The organism is Flavobacterium sp. PL12 (assembly GCF_039123485.1).
In the GTDB taxonomy this organism is placed as follows: domain Bacteria; phylum Bacteroidota; class Bacteroidia; order Flavobacteriales; family Flavobacteriaceae; genus Flavobacterium; species Flavobacterium weaverense.
In genome coordinates this window covers 93,347-112,946 of sequence record NZ_JBANDI010000004.1, presented here as the reverse complement: position 1 = coordinate 112,946, position 19,600 = coordinate 93,347, and the positions used below count along the sequence as shown (strand labels likewise).

17 protein-coding genes are annotated in these 19,600 nt (G+C 32.3%); 7 read left to right on the top strand and 10 right to left on the bottom strand.

What is annotated here, in order from left to right:
* Positions 1 to 7 precede the first annotated feature (7 nt).
* The 3 genes from RCH19_RS03235 to RCH19_RS03225 form a co-directional block, all read right to left on the bottom strand.
* Positions 8 to 730: a hypothetical protein gene (locus RCH19_RS03235; RefSeq protein ID WP_343022012.1), complete on the bottom strand. Its 723-nt coding sequence runs from the start codon at positions 728 to 730 to the stop codon at positions 8 to 10.
* 118 nt (positions 731 to 848) lie between these two features.
* Entirely contained in the window at positions 849 to 3,317 is a 2,469-nt protein-coding gene (locus RCH19_RS03230) for a carboxypeptidase-like regulatory domain-containing protein (protein WP_343022011.1), read from the bottom strand.
* A 6-nt stretch (positions 3,318 to 3,323) separates the two neighbouring features.
* A complete protein-coding gene (locus RCH19_RS03225; protein WP_343022010.1) occupies positions 3,324 to 5,021 on the bottom strand; it encodes a M23 family metallopeptidase in 1,698 nt (565 codons plus the stop codon).
* Positions 5,022 to 5,196: 175 nt separating this feature from the next.
* Here RCH19_RS03225 and RCH19_RS03220 point away from each other — a divergent pair, with 175 nt between their 5' ends.
* The 3 genes from RCH19_RS03220 to rny all read left to right on the top strand — a co-directional run bounded on the left by RCH19_RS03220 (position 5,197) and on the right by rny (position 7,560).
* Complete coding sequence (locus tag RCH19_RS03220; RefSeq protein ID WP_343022009.1) at positions 5,197 to 5,487, top strand: hypothetical protein; 291 nt, start codon at positions 5,197 to 5,199, stop codon at positions 5,485 to 5,487.
* An 8-nt stretch (positions 5,488 to 5,495) separates the two neighbouring features.
* Positions 5,496 to 5,789, top strand: coding sequence for a cell division protein ZapA (locus tag RCH19_RS03215; protein WP_121926008.1), 294 nt, complete (start codon positions 5,496 to 5,498; stop codon positions 5,787 to 5,789).
* A 208-nt stretch (positions 5,790 to 5,997) separates the two neighbouring features.
* Positions 5,998 to 7,560, top strand: coding sequence for a ribonuclease Y (gene rny / locus RCH19_RS03210; RefSeq protein WP_121926007.1), 1,563 nt, complete (start codon positions 5,998 to 6,000; stop codon positions 7,558 to 7,560).
* Positions 7,561 to 7,676: 116 nt separating this feature from the next.
* Here the strand turns inward: rny and RCH19_RS03205 are convergent, their stop codons facing one another.
* From RCH19_RS03205 to RCH19_RS03195, 3 genes are all read right to left on the bottom strand, one after another.
* On the bottom strand, positions 7,677 to 9,197 hold the full coding sequence (locus tag RCH19_RS03205; protein ID WP_343022008.1) for a PAS domain-containing protein: 1,521 nt from the start codon (positions 9,195 to 9,197) through the stop codon (positions 7,677 to 7,679).
* Between the two features lie 179 nt (positions 9,198 to 9,376).
* The gene (locus RCH19_RS03200; RefSeq protein ID WP_343022057.1) at positions 9,377 to 10,273 is read right to left on the bottom strand and encodes a site-specific tyrosine recombinase; all 897 of its coding nucleotides are present in this window, start codon (positions 10,271 to 10,273) and stop codon (positions 9,377 to 9,379) included.
* 75 nt (positions 10,274 to 10,348) lie between these two features.
* Positions 10,349 to 10,981, bottom strand: coding sequence for an outer membrane beta-barrel protein (locus RCH19_RS03195; protein WP_343022007.1), 633 nt, complete (start codon positions 10,979 to 10,981; stop codon positions 10,349 to 10,351).
* Positions 10,982 to 11,581: 600 nt separating this feature from the next.
* Here RCH19_RS03195 and RCH19_RS03190 point away from each other — a divergent pair.
* From RCH19_RS03190 to RCH19_RS03180, 3 genes are all read left to right on the top strand, one after another.
* On the top strand, positions 11,582 to 12,145 hold the full coding sequence (locus tag RCH19_RS03190) for a porin family protein (RefSeq protein WP_121926003.1): 564 nt from the start codon (positions 11,582 to 11,584) through the stop codon (positions 12,143 to 12,145).
* A gap of 75 nt (positions 12,146 to 12,220) precedes the next feature.
* On the top strand, positions 12,221 to 12,634 hold the full coding sequence (aroQ, locus tag RCH19_RS03185) for a type II 3-dehydroquinate dehydratase (protein WP_343022006.1): 414 nt from the start codon (positions 12,221 to 12,223) through the stop codon (positions 12,632 to 12,634).
* Positions 12,635 to 12,729: 95 nt separating this feature from the next.
* Positions 12,730 to 15,210 carry a DUF5686 and carboxypeptidase regulatory-like domain-containing protein gene (locus RCH19_RS03180; protein ID WP_343022005.1) on the top strand — a complete coding sequence of 827 codons (2,481 nt, stop codon included), beginning with the start codon at positions 12,730 to 12,732 and terminating at the stop codon, positions 15,208 to 15,210.
* 191 nt (positions 15,211 to 15,401) lie between these two features.
* Here the strand turns inward: RCH19_RS03180 and RCH19_RS03175 are convergent, their stop codons facing one another.
* From RCH19_RS03175 to RCH19_RS03160, 4 genes are all read right to left on the bottom strand, one after another.
* Positions 15,402 to 16,271 (bottom strand): cation diffusion facilitator family transporter, encoded by an 870-nt coding sequence (locus tag RCH19_RS03175; RefSeq protein ID WP_343022004.1) that lies wholly within the window; start codon positions 16,269 to 16,271, stop codon positions 15,402 to 15,404.
* A 107-nt stretch (positions 16,272 to 16,378) separates the two neighbouring features.
* Entirely contained in the window at positions 16,379 to 17,689 is a 1,311-nt protein-coding gene (gene murA, locus RCH19_RS03170; RefSeq protein ID WP_343022003.1) for a UDP-N-acetylglucosamine 1-carboxyvinyltransferase, read from the bottom strand.
* A gap of 77 nt (positions 17,690 to 17,766) precedes the next feature.
* Complete coding sequence (locus RCH19_RS03165; protein ID WP_343022002.1) at positions 17,767 to 18,492, bottom strand: DUF4290 domain-containing protein; 726 nt, start codon at positions 18,490 to 18,492, stop codon at positions 17,767 to 17,769.
* 88 nt (positions 18,493 to 18,580) lie between these two features.
* Positions 18,581 to 18,865: a DUF493 family protein gene (locus RCH19_RS03160; RefSeq protein WP_343022001.1), complete on the bottom strand. Its 285-nt coding sequence runs from the start codon at positions 18,863 to 18,865 to the stop codon at positions 18,581 to 18,583.
* A gap of 146 nt (positions 18,866 to 19,011) precedes the next feature.
* Between RCH19_RS03160 and RCH19_RS03155 the strand changes: the two genes are divergently transcribed.
* Positions 19,012 to 19,551 carry an ATP-binding protein gene (locus RCH19_RS03155; RefSeq protein WP_121926134.1) on the top strand — a complete coding sequence of 180 codons (540 nt, stop codon included), beginning with the start codon at positions 19,012 to 19,014 and terminating at the stop codon, positions 19,549 to 19,551.
* Positions 19,552 to 19,600: the final 49 nt, after the last annotated feature.

Below are 19,600 nucleotides of genomic sequence, written 5' to 3'. Positions count from 1 at the left end.
TTCGAGCCTAAACTGGTTCGTAACTAATAATCTTCCATTCTTTATTTGACAAGTCGATATAATAATAATTGACAGCATCCTTCTTATCAAATTCGCCGTTTTTATTCGTATCCTCAACAGTTCTGTAATATAATCGATTTCTAGACGTAATCAATTTCCAGTCGATTAACTCTTGATAATCAGTTGAAATCTTGGTAAATCTATCGCCACTAATTTCGCTTAAATATAGAGCTTTGATATCACTTGTATCTAATCTCCCATCTTTATTAGTATCCATATCAAACATGGTGTAAACCATGACTTGACTGTTCGTTCGATCAGCAACTGACTTTAAATAAGTAGCTGTTTGTATTAAAACTGGTTTGTCAGTTAATTTATGAATTGAATCCGAATCAATTTTTTGAAACTTTATATTCTGCAGATAACCAGTAATTTCAAATTCACCATAATTAGAAATAGTAAAACTTAAATCATTCACATTTGAAGATCCATAACGCGCCTTAATTCCTTTTTCACGAATACTTAAGTCAGCAACAGGATGCAATAAATAATCCGTTCCATCCATTTGAAGAGGTAAATCAGCTATTTGTATTTGCGAAGAATCAGCTCTTATAGATTCTTTTGTCTTAATTGTTTGATCATAAGTTACTTTTGGTTTTTCAACTTCCTCTTTGCAACTACTAAAAAGCAAAACTGTAATTCCTATAAGTGTTATGTGTAGTTTTTTCATATTGTAATACTATTAAAATTCAAATGTAAGCATTTTTAAAAAACGTTAACCGTTATTAGCGCTGATTTAACGAATTCAATAAACCTGAAAATCTCTTCGAAACTCAGATTTTGCGTGATTACAATTTAGCCGTTAATTTCACATTAAAAACGCGCGTGGTCATATAATTAGGGATTGCATATTGATTTTTCGAATAAACATCTCTCACCCACGTATTTGTAATTGCATTTTGGTTATTAAATAGATTAAATATTTCTAATCCCACTGCCAGTTCTTTAAAATTATTTAACCAATCGCTCTTTCTTTTTCCCATTTTACTATCAATAAGCACCTTAAAAAATCCAACGTCCACACGACGATAATCATTCAATCGGTTTTGGTACAAATAAGAATCTGCGTACGATGGTGAACCGCCTGGCAATCCTGTGTTGTAAACCAAATTCAAGTACAATTTCAAGCTTGGAATATTTGGCATATAATCTTGAAACAACAACCCAAATTTCAAGCGTTGATCAGTGGGACGTCCAATATATCCTCTTTCATTACTGTTTTCCTCTGTCTTTAAATAACCAAAACTAATCCATGATTCAGTTCCAGGAACAAATTCGCCGTTTAGTCTAACATCTAATCCCTGCGCGTATGCCTTTGCGTTATTATTAGCTGCATAGCGAATACGAACGTTATCAATAGTATATGTATTTACATCTGTCAGTGACTTATAATAAATTTCAGATACTAATTTAAATGGACGAGTCCACATCTTAAAACTATAATCATTACCAAGAACAAAATGTACTGATTGTTGCGCTTTAGTATCTGGTTGAACGACCGCTTCTGCATTTCGTAACTCTCTATAAAATGGCGGCTGATGATATAATCCTCCCGATATTCTAAAAACCATATCTTTTTCCCAATTTGGTTTTACTGCAAATTGTGCTCTTGGGCTGAAGGTAGTTTGTGACTTCCCTTCCAGAGTTTCCCCTTGAACTTCCCAGTTGTGTGCGCGAACTCCCGCATTATAAAAAACTTCAGTTGAACCAATAGTAGATTTTAAACTCCATTGAAAATAACCTGAAAATCTATTGATCGAATTAAAATTAGTTGCTCGCACATTTTGATAAGGTAAAAGAGGACCAACGTATGGATTATAAGGTTGATTGTTTTTAGGCAAATTAAGAATAGGTGGATTTACTGAAAATCCAGCCGAATCAATTACCTCCCACTCTATAATTCGATCTCTGATCGACTCTCGAGTGTATTTAATTCCCCACTCTAATTTACTTTTCTTCCAGTCATGAAATCCTTTAATCTCCGTATTGACAATTAATGCGTCTAAGTCATTACGAGCATGATTCAATTGTGATCCTATTCCGCTTGTATACGCAACATCTCCAAAATTTTGCGAACCAATACTAGAATCGACTTCGCTAAGTCGATACTGTGCAAAAATATCAAAATACTCTTGTTCCAAAGTGTGAAATATCGAACCTATAAACTTCAAAGTAAAATTATCTGCTGCATTAAATGTAGTTTTTAATGCTGCAAAATAAGTATCGTACTTATCTTTTTCCTGTCCTTCGTAAAAAACAGTTAGTAGCATTGGGTTATCTAAAGTTCCAAACCGAGTCTGTCGTGTTAAAGGTTGATATTGGTATTTGTTTTGAGAAATATTACCTAAAAAACTCCATTGCCAATTGGGTGAAGAAGTGTAATTTATATTAGTTTGAATATCTGCAAAAGAAGGCGTAAAATTCGTTTGTGTTTCTTGACTTTTAACTAAAAGACTGTTGTTGCGGTAACGAACACCAGTGACAGCAGACCATTTTTTATCTTTAGAAACAGCATCTACATACAGGCTTCCGCCAAGAAAGCTCGCTTCTATCCCTGCTCCAAAACTTGTTGGCTTTCTATACGTTATGTCTAAAACGGAAGATAATTTATCTCCAAACTTGGCTTGGAAACCTCCAGCTGAAAAATCTACATTTTGAACTAAATCGGTGTTTGTAAAACTAAGACCTTCTTGTTGCCCAGAACGAATTAAAAAGGGACGATAAACCTCAATTTCATTAACATAAACCAGATTTTCATCATAGTTACCACCACGTACGGCATATTGTGTACTCAATTCATTATTTGAATTTACTCCCGGCAGTGTTTTTAAGATATTTTCGATTCCTGCATTCGCACCTGGGATTTTGCGAATCATTTCAGGCTCTATGGTAGTTACACCAGTAATCACTTTTTTGTTATTTGCTGAAACAATAACTTCTCCCATTTGCTCTTGTTGATCGCTCATGACGGGATTAAATTCCTTGTTTTCATTAGCGCTTAAAATAAAACTAACGGAAATCTTTTTCAAAGAAACATGCGTAAAAACTAGAGTTATTTTTTGGTTTGCAGGGATCTTTAAATCATAAAAGCCGTTTTTATTAGATTGCGTTGCCATATTGAGATACGAGACATTTACGTTTTCTACCGGCTCGCTATTTTCATCTAAAATAACACCTTTAATTCGAGCAGTCTGAGCCGACAAATTCAAACTCAACACGAATAAAATAAATACAGAAAAGAATTTGATTGCACTCAAATGATATTACTTTTTTTGATTTCTAAAAAAACGAGTTTCAAAGGTAGTTGAATTTCCTACATTGTCAGTTACTACAACTTTTAATTCATTAGCTCCATCAGCAACAATTCCGTCTTCAAAAAAATGAGTTAGTTTTCTTGTTTTATTATCGTATTCCATTAGAATCCATTTTCCATTTAAATATCCATTATACGATTTTATACCTGACAAATCATCGGATATAGAAACCTGAATTGTCTTTTGAGAGCTAATCCACTTTCCTTCGACAGGAGTGGCAATAGTTATTCTAGGCGCTATATTATCGCTTACTAAAGCATAGTTTCCTAAAATTCTAGACTTAGTGCTAAAAGTATTTCCTTTTCTATACGTCGAGTTATAGTTTATCTTCTTACCGTCAATTCTTCCGATAAACATTTTCGCCTTCTGAGCTTCAGTAGATTTTAAATCTTCAATAGTAATCGTAAAATTAGAATGCGCTGGAACAGTATCATCGTGAAGAACCAAGGTATCATTCTTAACTGCAAAGGTAAAATCGAAATCATCATAGAAAGTTCCTGCAGGAAAAAATACGGACATATTGCCAAGTGCAAAATTGCTGTCTTTGTTCGCTTTAATGAAATAATTAGACTGAACAGGTTCTGAACCTATAATAGTAGTTAACAGGTCATATTGAATGGGAATAGAAATAGTTCTTTTGTTACCAAAAAAATCTGAAACTTCTATACGATAAAGCGATGTAACATTTGGTGAAACTTGCAAAACTCCATTATTACTATCTGCTTTAATAATACTTAAATTATATGGGGTTTTCATGTACAGTTTCTGAACACGCTGTTGTAATTTTTTATATCTCGAATAATCTACTAGAGCATTGATGTAACGCATTTCGTCAAAAGAATACGTATTAAAGTCATAACCAAAATTAGGTTTTCCGTTGAAAAACGACTGCACTTTATAAACTCCGTTGTTATTGAACGAAACATCGTCAGTATCATAAGTTGAAACACCAAAACCAATCGCTCCATTAGAAACCACCTTTTCAGAAAGATAGGTACCATCTTTTTGCAAAGAGAGATTAAGCATTAATGGTCGCTTCGCTCGGTTTACTGTTGTTTTAGCATTAAGAGGATAAACGTAAACACCAGAAACAGTAGGTTTCTTGGTATCCTTTATAAATTTATCATAACCAAAAAGCATCGGATTGATAACAAACTCCGTTTTTGAATCCCTAAATTCAAAGTGAAGATGTGGACCTTCAGATGATCCAGTATTACCTGAAAAACCAATAATCTGACCCTTTTTTACAGTCATCTCATCTGGTTTGAAAAACATTTCAATCTCAAAACTCTTTTCCTTATAATGTGTATTCTTAATATACTTTTCTATATCACCATTAGCCGTTTTTAAATGACCGTACACCGAAGTATATCCATTGGGATGATTGATGTAAATCGCCTTGCCGTTACCAAAAGTTGAAATTTTAATTCGGGAAACATATCCATCTGCTACAGCATAGACATTTAAACCTTCTCTTTGCTGCGTTTTTAAATCGAAACCAGCGTGAAAATGATTGGGTCTCAATTCCCCAAAGTTTCCAGACAATTGCATTGGGATATCTAAAGGCGATCTAAAGTAATCTTTTGGATATTCGACCTGAGCAAAAACTGAGAAGCTAAAAAATAAAAAAAGTACTGAAAATTTCATTGTTTTACATTTTTGCTAAGATAAAAAAACTAATCAGAATTGCAGTAAAAAAAAATGTTTATAACTATTTGCGCTACTGATAATTAACTAAATTAAGACAAAAAAAATAATAAAATATTGCAAAATTAAAAAGGAATACTAACTTTGTATGATTATGTAATGAATAAGATATATAATGAGTGTAATTGCAGAAATTATTGATACTCTTGAAAATAAAGTCGAAAAACTTTTCATTAAAATGAAAAGTTTAGAGAAAAATAATCAAGATTTAAAAAGTGAATTAATAAATACTGCATCGATAATACAAGCTCAATCTGAAGAGATTCAGTCATTGAAATCACAGTATGAAACACTCAAAATAGCCAGTTCATTATTAGGCAGTGACGATAATAAAAGAGATACAAAGCTTAAAATAAATTCATTAATTCGCGAAATAGATTATTGTATAGCACAACTATCAGATTAAGATAAGATATGGACGAAAAGCTTAAAATTAAAATATCGATAGCAGACCGGGTTTATCCTTTAACGGTAGATCCCTCTCAAGAAGAAGGGCTTAGAAGCGCTTCTAAAAAAATTGATAAAATGATTAAGCAATTTGAAGAAAATTACGCCGTACGTGATAAACAAGATGTATTGGCGATGTGTGCCCTACAATTTGCTTCGCAAACAGAACAAAAACAAATTGATAATGCTATTGACGGTGAAGCAACCATCGAGAGAATTAAAAAAATCAATGCTGTTTTAGATCAATATCTCGACAAATAAACGTTCTTTACAAAAACTAAGATACTGCCTACATTAGTTCACAATTGGTAAACTCAACACTAACAATTTAGAATGAGCAAATCATCACTACTAAAGCATGCCACGCTTCGGCGAGGAAACTTGAACAGTGAGTTAGCTCAAAACTTGTCTTTTCGAGTTTATTCAAGCAATTAATGTAGGCTTTTTTTATATATAAATTTTAACAAACATGGACATATTAACGATCGTAATCTCAGGTATTATAGGTATTGCAGCGGGTTTTGGGATAGCCAAATTAATAGAAAAAAGCAATATTTCTAACTTAATAAAAAATTCTAAGAAAGAAGCAGCTTCAATTTTGAAAGATGCTAATCTCGAAGCAGAAAACATAAAAAAAGATAAAATTCTTCAAGCAAAAGAAAAATTTATCGAATTAAAATCAGAACATGAACAAGTGATTTTATCACGTGATAAGAAAGTTGCTGAAATAGAAAAAAGAGTTCGAGATAAAGAATCTCAAATTTCAAATGAATTATCGAAGGCTAAAAAAGTGAATGATGATTTTGAATCTAAAACTTTAGAATACAGCACTAAGATTGAAAGTTTAGACAAGAAACAATCAGAAGTTGACCGTTTACATAAAAGCCAATTACAACAGTTAGAAGTAATCTCAGGATTATCTGCAGAGGAAGCTAAAAATCAGTTGGTAGACGGGCTAAAAGCAGAAGCTAAAAGTTCTGCAATGGCACACATACAAGACACGATTGAAGAAGCTAAGCTAACAGCTCAGCAAGAAGCAAAGAAAATCATTATCAATACGATACAGAGAGTTGGTACAGAAGAAGCAGTTGAAAACTGTGTATCTGTATTTAACATTGAATCAGATGATGTAAAAGGTAGAATCATTGGTCGTGAAGGTAGAAATATCCGCGCGCTTGAGGCTGCTACAGGAGTAGAAATTATTGTAGATGACACACCTGAAGCAATTATCCTTTCTTGTTTTGATCCAGTACGAAGAGAAATCGCTCGTTTAGCCTTACATAAATTGGTTACTGATGGTCGTATTCACCCTGCACGTATTGAAGAAGTAGTTGCTAAAACTGCTAAACAAATTGATGACGAAATTATTGAAGTTGGTAAACGTACGGTTATTGATTTAGGAATTCATGGATTACATCCTGAATTGATTAAAGTAGTAGGTCGTATGAAATACCGTTCGTCTTATGGACAGAATTTACTACAACACTCTCGTGAAGTTTCAAAACTGTGTGGAATTATGGCTGCTGAGCTTGGCTTAAATGTAAAATTAGCTAAAAGAGCAGGTTTATTACACGATATCGGAAAAGTACCAGATGCTGAAAGTGATTTACCTCATGCATTGTTAGGTATGCAATGGGCTGAAAAATTTGGTGAAAAAGAAGAAGTTTGTAACGCTATTGGAGCGCACCACGATGAGATAGAAATGAAATCTTTATTATCTCCTATCGTACAAGTTTGTGATGCTATTTCAGGCGCGCGACCTGGAGCTAGAAGACAAGTATTAGATTCTTACATTCAACGTCTTAAAGACCTTGAAGAAGTTGCTTACGGGTTTAACGGAGTTAAGAATGCCTATGCTATTCAAGCAGGTAGAGAATTACGTGTTATTGTAGAAAGTGAGAAAGTATCAGATGAAAATGCTGCTTCCCTATCATTTGACATCTCTCAAAAAATCCAAACAGAAATGACTTATCCTGGGCAAGTAAAAGTTACTGTTATTCGTGAAACGAGAGCAGTTAATATCGCTAAATAAAAATTACAAAATAGTTTTAAAAAAAACTTCTCATTGCTGAGAAGTTTTTTTTTGCTTTATTATTAGAAGGCGTTTCTTGTACTTAAATTTACGATGCAGAATAATTACTATGATTCCTATAAGATGTCTTTAAACACTACTTTAAAGGTTGAACCTACGCCTACTTCACTTTCAACAGCGACAGTACCATTCATCGATTCGATTTGATTCTTTGTAAGATGTAAACCTAATCCTCTAGCATCATCGTGTTTGTGAAACGTTTTATACATTCCGAAAAGTGAGCTACCATGCTTTTCTAAATCTATTCCAAGGCCATTATCAGAAATTGACAATGTTTTTTTACCATCTTCGATCGAAAATGAATATTTAATACTCACGCCACGTTCAACACAGGAATACTTAATAGCGTTTGTCGTAAAGTTTAGTAATACGCTCTCTAAATACGCCGGATTAAAATCTACATAGGTTTCTGAATCAATATCATTTATGATGGTTACTTGATCATAGTTTTTGACATTCTTTATCAAATCTAAAGTCTTGTTTAAATAATGTTTTAAATTTAGAGATTTGATTGGAATATTAGAATTACTTTGAATCAGCACAAGCTGCGTCAAATTTTCGATTGTTTCATTCAAATCATTCGAAACAGTTCGCAAATCAAACAGCATTTCTTTAGTACTCTCTGAATCATCATCAGCTTCTATAAAATCTAGTATAGATTGAATATTTCCAGCTTGCGTATTTAAATTATGAGAAACTATGTGCGAAAAATTTAAAAGTCTGCTATTTTGTTTACTGTATAATTCCATTGTTTTAACTAATTCCAACTCTCTTTCTTTCTGAGCAGATATATCAGTATGAGTTCCAATTACGCGCAGTGGTTTCCCATTATCATCACGCTCAATAACTTTACCTCTATCTAAAATCCATTTGTAATTTCCGCTCGATGTTAATACTCGATGCTGGTTTTCGTAATAAGGAGTTTTATTAGCAAAATGCTCTTCAATATCTGAGTAATATTTTTTTAAATCATCTTCATGTACAATTTGATCCCATCGTTCAGGAGTATCAAAAACATCCAATGAAGCTTGCTCTAAAATTTTCATTGATTGTGAAGAATAGAAAACGGTATTGTTGACGACATCCCAATCCCAAACACCAGCAGTTGATGCTTCCAAAGCAAACTTAAAGCGTTCTTCAGAAATTTTCACCTGTAACTGTTGCTTCTTGATTTCTGTCACATCAGAAATTCTTCCGTAAAAGGCAATGTTCCCATCAGGATAACGCTCCGGTTTTGATGAAACTTTTAACCATCGCATCCCTTTTTTAGGAAGTGATACACGGAATTCATATTCCCATCTTTCAAGTTTACGTTTTGCTTCTACCAAAGAATCAAAAAATGGAATTCGATCCGCTTCAAATATTCTTTCGTAGACAAGAAATTTATCACTATCATTAAAATTATTAGAGGATAATTCGAAAAGCTCATTTACTGATTTACTTACTAAAGGAAACAGGTAGGTGTTGTCAGGAGTGATCACAAATTCAAATATTAAATCAGGAATTTCCTCAAACAGTTTACTGTAAAATTCATTTACCTCTTGGCAATTTCCGTTATTAATAAAGTTCGAAATCATAGCGCTTTAGATAAGGTATTATTGTATCACAATTTACTCAATAATTTTTTAATTATGTGCTAAAATATGAATAAATTCTTATCTTTTTAAACAAATTATGGAATATTTGATTAGAATTATTACTACGTTTTGATGAATAAAAATTCACGACGAGTATGATAAATAAGTATATTAAATAACTACTTTCTAGGATGAAAGGAATTTAAAACTTCTGTCAAAAATTTTCTATCAAGATGTACATAAATTTCAGTAGTGGTAATTGATTCATGTCCTAACATTAATTGGATAGAACGCAAATCTGCTCCGTTTTCTAATAGATGCGTAGCAAAAGAATGACGGAAGGTGTGTGGGCTTATTGTTTTGTTTAAATTTATTTTTACAGCTAAGTTTTTTATGATTGTAAAAATCATAGCGCGCGTTAACTGTCGTCCCCTCCTATTTAGGAATAAGGTGTCTTCAAATCCTTTTTGTATAGAAACATGGTTTCGAACTGTTTCTCTATATATTTGAATGTATTTTTGAGTTATATCACTTATAGGAACAAAACGCTGTTTATTTCCTTTTCCAGTAATTTTGATGAATCCTTCGTCAAAGAATAAATCAGAATTTTTTAGAGTGATTAATTCTGAAACTCTCAATCCACATCCATAAAGTGTCTCAAGCATCGCTCGATTTCGCTCTCCTTCTTTGGACGTTAATTCAATTGCGTCGATAAGTTGGTCAATTTCCGCTACAGATAAAGTATCTGGAAGTTTTCTACCGGTTTTGGGCGTATCAATAAGATCTAGTGGGTTGTCTTTTCGATAATCTTCAAATATTAAGTAGTTAAAAAAGCTTTTAAGTCCAGAAATTATTCTCGACTGCGAGCGCGGATTTACTTCCTTTGCTACGCTATAAATAAATTGCTGCAAACACTCTTCTGATATATTGATTGGAGATATTTCTATCTTATTTTGGGTTAAATGTAAAAGTAGACGCTCGATATCATAGGAATAATTATCAATCGTGTTGACCGAAAGTCCACGCTCAATTTTCAAATATGACTGATAACTTTTTATATACGAATTCCACTCCATCAATACAAAGTAACAACTTTTTAAGCAAAAAAAAACCTCTCAAAATGAGAGGTTTTAAATCGATATCTAATAAAATTAGAATCTGTATCCAACACCAAAGCTTCCTGCAGCGAATGGATTAGCAACATTTCCATTTAAGTCAAAACCAAAGTTTGAAGAACTTTTAGCTCCTGGAGCATCAACTTTAGAAGTATTGTAGCTTAAGATGTTTCTTAAACCAAAGTTCAATACGATTCTTTCTGTTACGAAGTAGTTAAGACCTAAACCTACTCCAACTGCTGTACCATTAGATTTAACTTCAGCATTTCCTAAACCTGATTTTGCACTTCCAAAATCAATATTAGCACTACCGTAAGTTTTAAATCTTTTTCCTAATTCTAGAAAGTAATAATTTCCAAATACTCCAGCATTAAAACTAGAACTCTTTGAAACATCAACTCCGTTTAATTCACCTTTAGCGCTACCAACACCTACTTGAACACCAATTGCTACATTATCACTAATGAAGTAACTAACTTTTGGAGAAAATTGTAAAGAATTTGTTTTTGCGTTTGTGTTTTTGTTATCCGTAGAAGTAAAACCTAAATTACCTTCAACAAAGATATCATTCTCTGCAAATCCGAAAGTTTTTGCTGAATCATTTTCGCTTTGAGCGTTAGCAAAACCAAATGCTAGTACAGCCGCAGCTGTAAAAATTAAATTTTTCATTCTTTTATTATTTTTAAAAATTAAAAGTGCAAATATAGACCTAAACAATCTAATTTTAATCGCTTTTACCCAATAATATTAGCTCTTTTTGTCAGTAAAAAATTATAAATATAAAAAGGTAAAGTAACTATTTGTTGGACAGCTTGATACAATACTATTCTAAATTTAATTACGTAAAAAAAGTCTTTTTTGACTGAATTATAAGGATTTTCATAGGAGCATTGTTAAGGCAGAAAAAATACAAATTATGTGTAAAATTGGGACATCAGTGGCATTAATATCCCTTTAAATACCGTCACTATTACCACTTAGGAGTAAATAAATTATTTATTCGAAAAAAATATAAAAATAAACACATCTAAAATAGTTCTCGAATATTTAAGTAAAAATCGTCCAAAATACTTAAAAGCAAAGAGTTATCAAATAATAAACTAGATTCAAATTAATTATAAGTTACATGACACGTTAAACTTGGTCATATTATGATTTATTGGAACAGTTCTTGAAATGGAGGATGTTAATTAGTAAACAATAATTATTAAACTAAGTAGTTTAATAAAAGACCCATTTCAAGTATTAATAAACATTAAATTAAAAATTATGAAAAGAGTAATTCTAGCAGCAGTAGTTCTATTAGTAGGTTCAGCAACTATGCAAGCACAGTCAGTACGTTTTGGTTTTAAAGGTGGTTTAAATTTTGCAAATCAAACTGGAAGTGAAATCAGAGTAAACAGCACTAATTACAAAACTGATGCGATTACAAGCTACCACGGAGGTTTGATAGCTGAAATAAAATTAACGGAAGGTTTTGCAATCCAACCTGAATTGCTATACTCAACTGTAGGTGCATCTTATAAAAACGCAGTAGAGGAATTTGAGAATGAGTTAGGTTATTTGTCTATTCCTGTTATGGCTAAAATAAGCTTAGGTAAAGCGGTTAGTTTAGACCTAGGACCTCAAGCTTCTATTTTATTGAGTGAGAAAAATAAATTTGATGCAAAAAATGCAGAGACTTTTGATTTTGGATTAGCAGGTGGATTAAGTTTTAATATCACTGATAATTTCTTTTTACAAGGTCGTTACGTTTTGGGTTTAACAGACGCATCTAAAGAAGCACAAGTTAAAAACTCTGTAGTTCAAGTTTCTGCAGGATTTAAATTCTAAAAAATATAAAAATTAAATTTTTCAAAACCGTTCTATAAATTAGAACGGTTTTTTTATTTTTACAAAAAAGGAATTATGAAAATTATTATCATCAACGGACCAAATTTAAATCTTTTAGGAAAACGCGAACCAGAAGTTTACGGTAGCCTAACTTTCGAAGAGTATTTTACCACTTTACAAATTCAATTTCCAACCGTTGATTTATCGTACTATCAAAGTAATATCGAAGGAGAATTAATAGGGAAGATACAAGAATTTGGATTTTCATACGATGGAATAATACTTAATGCTGGCGCTTACACACACACTTCTATAGGAATAGGTGATGCAATCAAAGCAATTAGTACTCCTGTAGTTGAAGTACATATTTCCAATACATTTTCACGTGAAAGCTTTAGACACCAATCCTATATTTCAGGAAATGCTAAAGGTGTAATTCTGGGCTTTGGATTAAAAAGCTACGAATTAGCAATACAATCGTATTTGTAAGTTCAGGAGCTTATAAATCTCTACTGTAAATGTTTAACAAATTATTAATAGGCTATTTTTAAACTTCTTCTATTTTTGTGAGAGAAATAACTTTCATGAAAACAAACTACTTATTACTATTATTTTTCTTTTCGATTATAAGCACTGCACAAATAAAAGGAATCGTTTCAGATGAGAAAGGAAATCCACTTCCTTTTGTAACCATTCTTCAACAAGACACCTACAATGGTACCAGTACAAACGAGCAAGGATATTTTGAGTTCAATTTAAAAGGAAAAGAAAACGCTACAGTAATCTTTCAATATTTAGGTTTTAAAACGCAAAAAATAAAAATTGCTAAGCTTCCTTATACACTAGACATCAAAATGATTGAGGAAAGTTTCTCACTTAATGAGGTAGTGATAAATAAGAAAATTAATCCCGCTCTTGCGATCATAAAAAATGCAATTGCTAGTAGAAAACAAAATACAGAGAAAACTAACAGATTTAACGCTGATTTTTATTCTAGAGGGATTTTCAAATTAAAAAATGCACCCAAGCAAATATTAGGTCAAAAAATTGGTGATTTAAATGGCGCACTAGATTCAACAGGAACAGGAATTATTTCACTCTCTGAAACTTTTTCGAAAATATCCTTTGAGAAGCCTAACAATCTAAAAGAAATAGTCACAGCCTCAAAAGTTAGCGGTAGAGATAATGGATACAGCTACAATACTGCCCGATCTTCCTTCTACGATTTCTATGACAATACCGTTGAATTTGGTATAAAAATGATTTCTCCAATCGCTACTAATGCATTCAATTATTATAATTACAAGTTAGAAGGGACCTTTTTTGACGAGAATAACACTATGATCAACAAGATTAGAGTTATTGCAAAGCGAGATAGTGAACCCGTTTTTGAGGGTTACATATACATAGTTGAAGATTCATGGGCAATTTATGCTGTAGACTTAAATATAAAAGGGTACAGAATGAAAGAAGAATTTGTTGACCAAATGACCATAAAACAGAACTTTAGCTATAATCGCAATAATAAAATTTGGGCAAAAAACACTCAAAGTCTTGATATTGAAGCTGGAGCATTTGGTATAGGATTCACTGGAAAATTTAATTACGTCTACAGTAATTATGCATTTATGAAGGCATTCATTCCAAAAACATTTTCGAGCGAAATTACTCGTATCGAAATTGATTCAAATAAAAAGGATAGTCTTTTCTGGAATAGCAATCGACCAATTCCTTTGACCGTAGAAGAGAACACCGATTATAGTAGAAAAGACAGTATTTATAAAGTTAGAAATTCTGAAAAATATCTCGATTCAATAGATAAAAAAGGTAATAGATTCAAAGTACTAAAGTTAGTTACGGGATACACGTTTAAAAATAGCCAGGAGAAATACAGTCTTAGTTATGAAGGACTGCTAAATTTAGGATCATTTAGTTTTAATACTGTTCAAGGTTACAATTTCGATTCTGGCTTCAAATATATTAACAGAAAAAATTTAGAAAAAAAAGGAGCTTACACTTCTATTAGCACCAAATTTAATTATGGAATCGCAGAAGATCGACTACGTGCTACGGGGCAATTTTTGCATCGTTTCAATAATCAAAATTATGCCACTTTGTATGTTTCAGGTGGAAGCACAGTCAAGCAGTTTAATGCTACTAACCCTATTAGTAAAATAGTCAATACTGTTAGTTCTCTGGCTTTTAAGAATAATTTCATGAAATTGTATAATTTAGAAGCAGCAGGCATTGGCTATAGCCAAGATGTTGCCAATGGAGTAAATATAAACGGTAAGTTAGAATATCAGCAGCGTAAAGCACTATCTAATAATACTGACTATTCATTTTTTAGTAAGGATGATTTGTACACATCGAATAATCCTTTAGCTCCAAACGACTTTATAACTCCAGCTTTCGACACACATCATTTAACCAAAGCAACGATAAATGCTAGAATAAATTTTGGAAATACATATTCTTCTAGACCAGATGGTAAATTTAATATTCCAAATGAAAAATTTCCCACTCTTTATGTAGCCTATGAGAAAGCATTTGCATCTAATGAAAAGAAGTATGAATTTGATCATTTCAACACGAGAGTAACGTATGATTTAAAATTAAGTAATAAGGGTGTTTTAGGTATAAATATAAGAGCTGGGAAGTTTCTAAATGCGGAAAAAATTTCTTTTATCGATTATAAGCATTTTAATGGAAATCAAACTCATGTAGGACAAACAGAGCGTTATTTGAATGTCTTTAACTTGCTTCCTTACTACTCTAACAGTACAAATAATTCCTATTTCGAATTGCATGGTGAGTACAACGATAAAGGTTATATTATGAACAAAATTCCATTACTTAATAAATTAAAATCTACATTAAACTTAGGTTTCCATTCGCTTTCTACACCAGAAAATAAACCATATACTGAAGCGACAATTGGATTAGACAATTTAGGTTTTGGTAAATTTAAAATGCTACGAGTTGATTATGTTCGATCGTACCAAAATGGTTTTCAAGGCGACGGAGTAGTCTTTGGATTAAAATTTTTAAATATTTTAGAATAATCCTCTCCTAAACCCTATCTAGAGTAAAGTAAAAAAAAAGAATAACATCAATGATACAGAAATGTAACAATACGTTTATTCACCTTTTTTGACTACTCTCAATTTTAAAAATAAAGATATTTTTTAACTATAAAAAGGCTAAACGAAAAATTATTGATATTACAATCCTCTTTAGTTTTTGAGATTGAAATCTAATCATTGGGCTCTACATGAATCAAAACATGTCCAAGCTCCGGTATTGTCTCCCTTAAAGTGTCTTTCAATTTATGTGCAAGATCATGTCCTTCTTTTACTGAAATCTTTGAATCCACTGTAGCATGCAAATCAACGTGATATTGCATCCCTGCTTTTCTAATAAAGCATTTTTCAGTATCTAAAATACCATCGACTTTTATAGAAACGACTCTTATTTGAGCAATTAAATCATCATGTAAATTCTCATCCATAATTTCGCCTAAAGCGGGTCGAAAAATTTTGTAACTATTATATAATATGAATCCAGATGCAAAAAGTGCTGCCCAATCATCAGCTGCTTCATAACCATCACCTAAAAAAAGAGCGATTGAAATACCAATAAATGCAGCTACAGAAGTGATCGCATCGCTACGATGATGCCAAGCGTCTGCTTTTAACGATGAACTATTTGTTTCTAAACTTCTCTTCATCACCACTCGATACGAATATTCTTTCCATATAATAATGGCGCCTAAAACAATTAAAGTCCAAGGTTTAGGGAGCTGATGTGGAGTTTGAATATTAATAATACTTTCATAAGCAATTATCGTCGCAGACGTAATTAGAAAACCCACTACTAGAAAAGTAATTAATGGCTCTGCCCTACCGTGACCATAAGGATGATTTTCATCGGCAGGTCTGTTCGAATATTTAATACCAAACAGAACTAGAAATGAAGCAAAAATATCAGTAGTAGATTCTATTGCATCTGCAATCAGAGCATAAGAATTTCCAAAAAAACCAGCTAAGCCTTTTACAATAGCCATACACGTATTTCCGATAATACTAAAATAAGTTGCTCGTATTGCTGTTTTTTCGATTGACATTCTATCTTTTATAAATTACATTAAAAATAAAATCGTTTAAGTAAACCTAATTGAATTTAAAATCCTGTGTGGTTCACTTAAACGATATTTTTTATTGAAGAGCGTATTTACTCCCTTACTATTTTGGCTCCGATAGCTCTCAATCGTTCGTCTATAGCTTCGTAACCTCTATCAATTTGCTCAATATTTTGAATTGTACTTGTTCCTTTTGCAGAAAGCGCAGCGATCAATAAAGAAATTCCAGCACGAATATCAGGAGATGACATTGTTGTAGCTTTAAGTTGTGATTTAAAATCATGCCCCATAACAACAGCACGATGCGGATCACATAACATGATCTTCGCGCCCATATCAATCAGTTTGTCAACAAAAAACAATCTGCTTTCAAACATTTTTTGGTGAATTAAAACATCACCTTTTGCTTGAGTTGCAACTACAAGAACGATACTTAATAAATCTGGAGTAAATCCAGGCCAAGGTGCATCAGAAATTGTAAGTATAGAACCATCAATATCAGTTTTTACTTCATATCCATCCACGTGAGCAGGAATATAAATATCGTCTCCTCGACGTTCTAAAGTGATTCCAAGTTTTCTAAAAGTATTAGGTATTAGTCCTAAATTATCCCAACTAACATTTTTAATGGTAATTTCAGATTTTGTCATAGCAGCTAGACCTATCCAACTTCCTATTTCAATCATATCAGGAAGAATTCGATGTTCGCACCCGCCTAAAGTTGTAACTCCTTCAATCGTTAATAAGTTAGAACCAACTCCTGAGATTTTAGCGCCCATAGAGTTTAGCATTTTACACAACTGTTGCAAATATGGTTCGCAAGCAGCATTGTAAACAGTTGTTATACCCTTAGCTAAAACAGCAGCCATAACAATATTAGCAGTACCCGTAACTGACGCTTCGTCAAGTAACATGTCAGCACCAATTAAACCCTCAGTTGCTTCAACACCGTAAAAATGATCTTCTCTATTGTAACGAAATTTAGCTCCAAGGTTTATAAAACCTTCAAAATGCGTATCTAATCTTCTTCGGCCAATTTTATCTCCACCTGGTTTTGGGATATATCCTTTTCCAAAGCGAGCTAATAATGGACCAACAATCATGATCGAACCCCGTAATGAACCACCTTCTTTCTTAAAAGCTTCGGTTTCTAAATAGTCAATATTTACTTCGTCCGCTTGAAAAGTGTACGATCCATGACCGTTTTTTTGAATTTTTACACCCAAATTTCCAAGAAGCGTGATTAGTTTATTAATATCAATAATATCAGGAATATTGTTGATAATCACTTTTTCAGGTGTTAAAAGAACAGCACACAAAATTTGTAATGCTTCGTTTTTAGCTCCTTGTGGCGTGATTTCACCTTTAAGACTAATGCCTCCTTCTATTTTAAAAATTCCCATCTTCTATTTATATTATTGGTTATTATTTATGATTAAATTGCTTGTACTATGAGCAACATCCTTAAAAAATAACTGTTTTACAAAGGTTTTCTATTTTGATTTTTATGCGCTGGATTTGGCTTTCCGCTTTTTGGATTCTTATTGCTAAGAATTTTTGGTTGGCCTATCGGTAGAATTTTATTCGAAACTCGTTTATTCGTTCTTAGTAAATCGGTAGTATTTAATAACTCCTCTTCACTTTGAAGCAAATTTAATTTACCATCTGAAAGTTCATATAAATGTTCAAAAATGACATCATCCTTAACGGTGTCTTTATTCCAACTCAAATATGATTTCTTCATGTGATTAGCAATTACTTTTACTAATGCACTTTTCATATCGCCATCTTCCCATTTATTTGCCACATCAATCATGTATTTTATGTTGTTACCATAAAACCTGTATTTTGGGAAATTTTGCGGGTAAGGAAGCACGTCAGGTTTTAACTGTAATACTTCACGAGAGGGAATTGGATAAGGAGAATCAGCTACCAATTTAAAATCAGACATAACAAAAAGCTGATCCCATAATTTGTGCTGAAAATCTAGAACATCGCGTAAATGAGGGTTCAAACTTCCCATAACTTGAATAATGTATTTTGCAGCTTTATTGCGCTCTACATCATCTTCAATTTTTGTTGCTTGATCTATTAGTTTTTGTAAATGACGGCCATATTCAGGAATAATTAAATGAGATCGCTCTGCATTGTATTCCAAATGATGCACCACATCGTTTGAATTTTCTTTAATATATTTTGAATTCATATTTGAATTTATATTTTTAAATTTATCCGACAATTAACCTCTTAATTTAGAATCATTTCAGCTTGTCATTTAAAATTATATTTTTTATTTAAAGAGAAACAATACCTTCAATTGTAGAAACTTCGAGGTATTTATCTACTATTTCTTGAGAATCTTTCATCGTAACATCGATGGATATGCTAGTGAATTTTCCGGTTTTAGATTTTCTAGTATTGATAACGGCTCCCATACAATCAAATGCAGCTTCAACACGCACTATATTATCGTCTACTGTAGGTACAATAAATTTAAACAAGTATATGCTTGGCCATGTATTACTCATATCCAACTCTACTTTTAATCTATCATAGAATTCTTTAGTCTTGTTATCCATTTTCTATCTTAAATAAGGGCAAATATACGGTTTCATTAGTAAATTATGATTGCTGAATTATGATTTTTTGCCTAATCGTATTTAAAAAGCAATCATTTTTTCAAATCCCAATAAGTTTAAGTAAATTTGCGCCTTATTTTTTAAAGGTGCAAACAAAAATCATAGTTATCATTGGCGGTCCAGGAACAGGTAAAACGACTATCATCGATGGATTGGTCGCAAAAGGCCATTGTTGTTATCCAGAAATTTCGCGGGAAGTAACTTTAGAAGCAAAAAAGCAAGGAATAGAGCAATTGTTCCTTGAAAAACCTCTTTTATTTAGCGAACTATTGTTAGAAGGAAGAAAAAAACAATTCGAAAGTGCTACAAATGAGCCACATGAAGTAGTTTTCATTGATCGCGGAATTCCAGATGTTCTAGCATATATGCACTACATAGGCGATAGTTATCCATCTACTTTTGATAATGCATGCAAGGAACACAAGTACGCAAAAATATTTATTCTTCCACCCTGGGAGGAAATCTACATCAGTGATGATGCACGTTATGAAAACTTCGAGCAAGCGAAATTAATCAATTCTCATCTTATAGAAACGTATCATAATTACGGTTACGAATTGATAGAAGTTCCAAAAGATACTATGGATAACAGAATTCTATTTATATTAGAGGAAATTTCTAAATAAAATACCGATTTAGAATTTATTTTTTGGAGATGTTTTTCAATCTAATGAA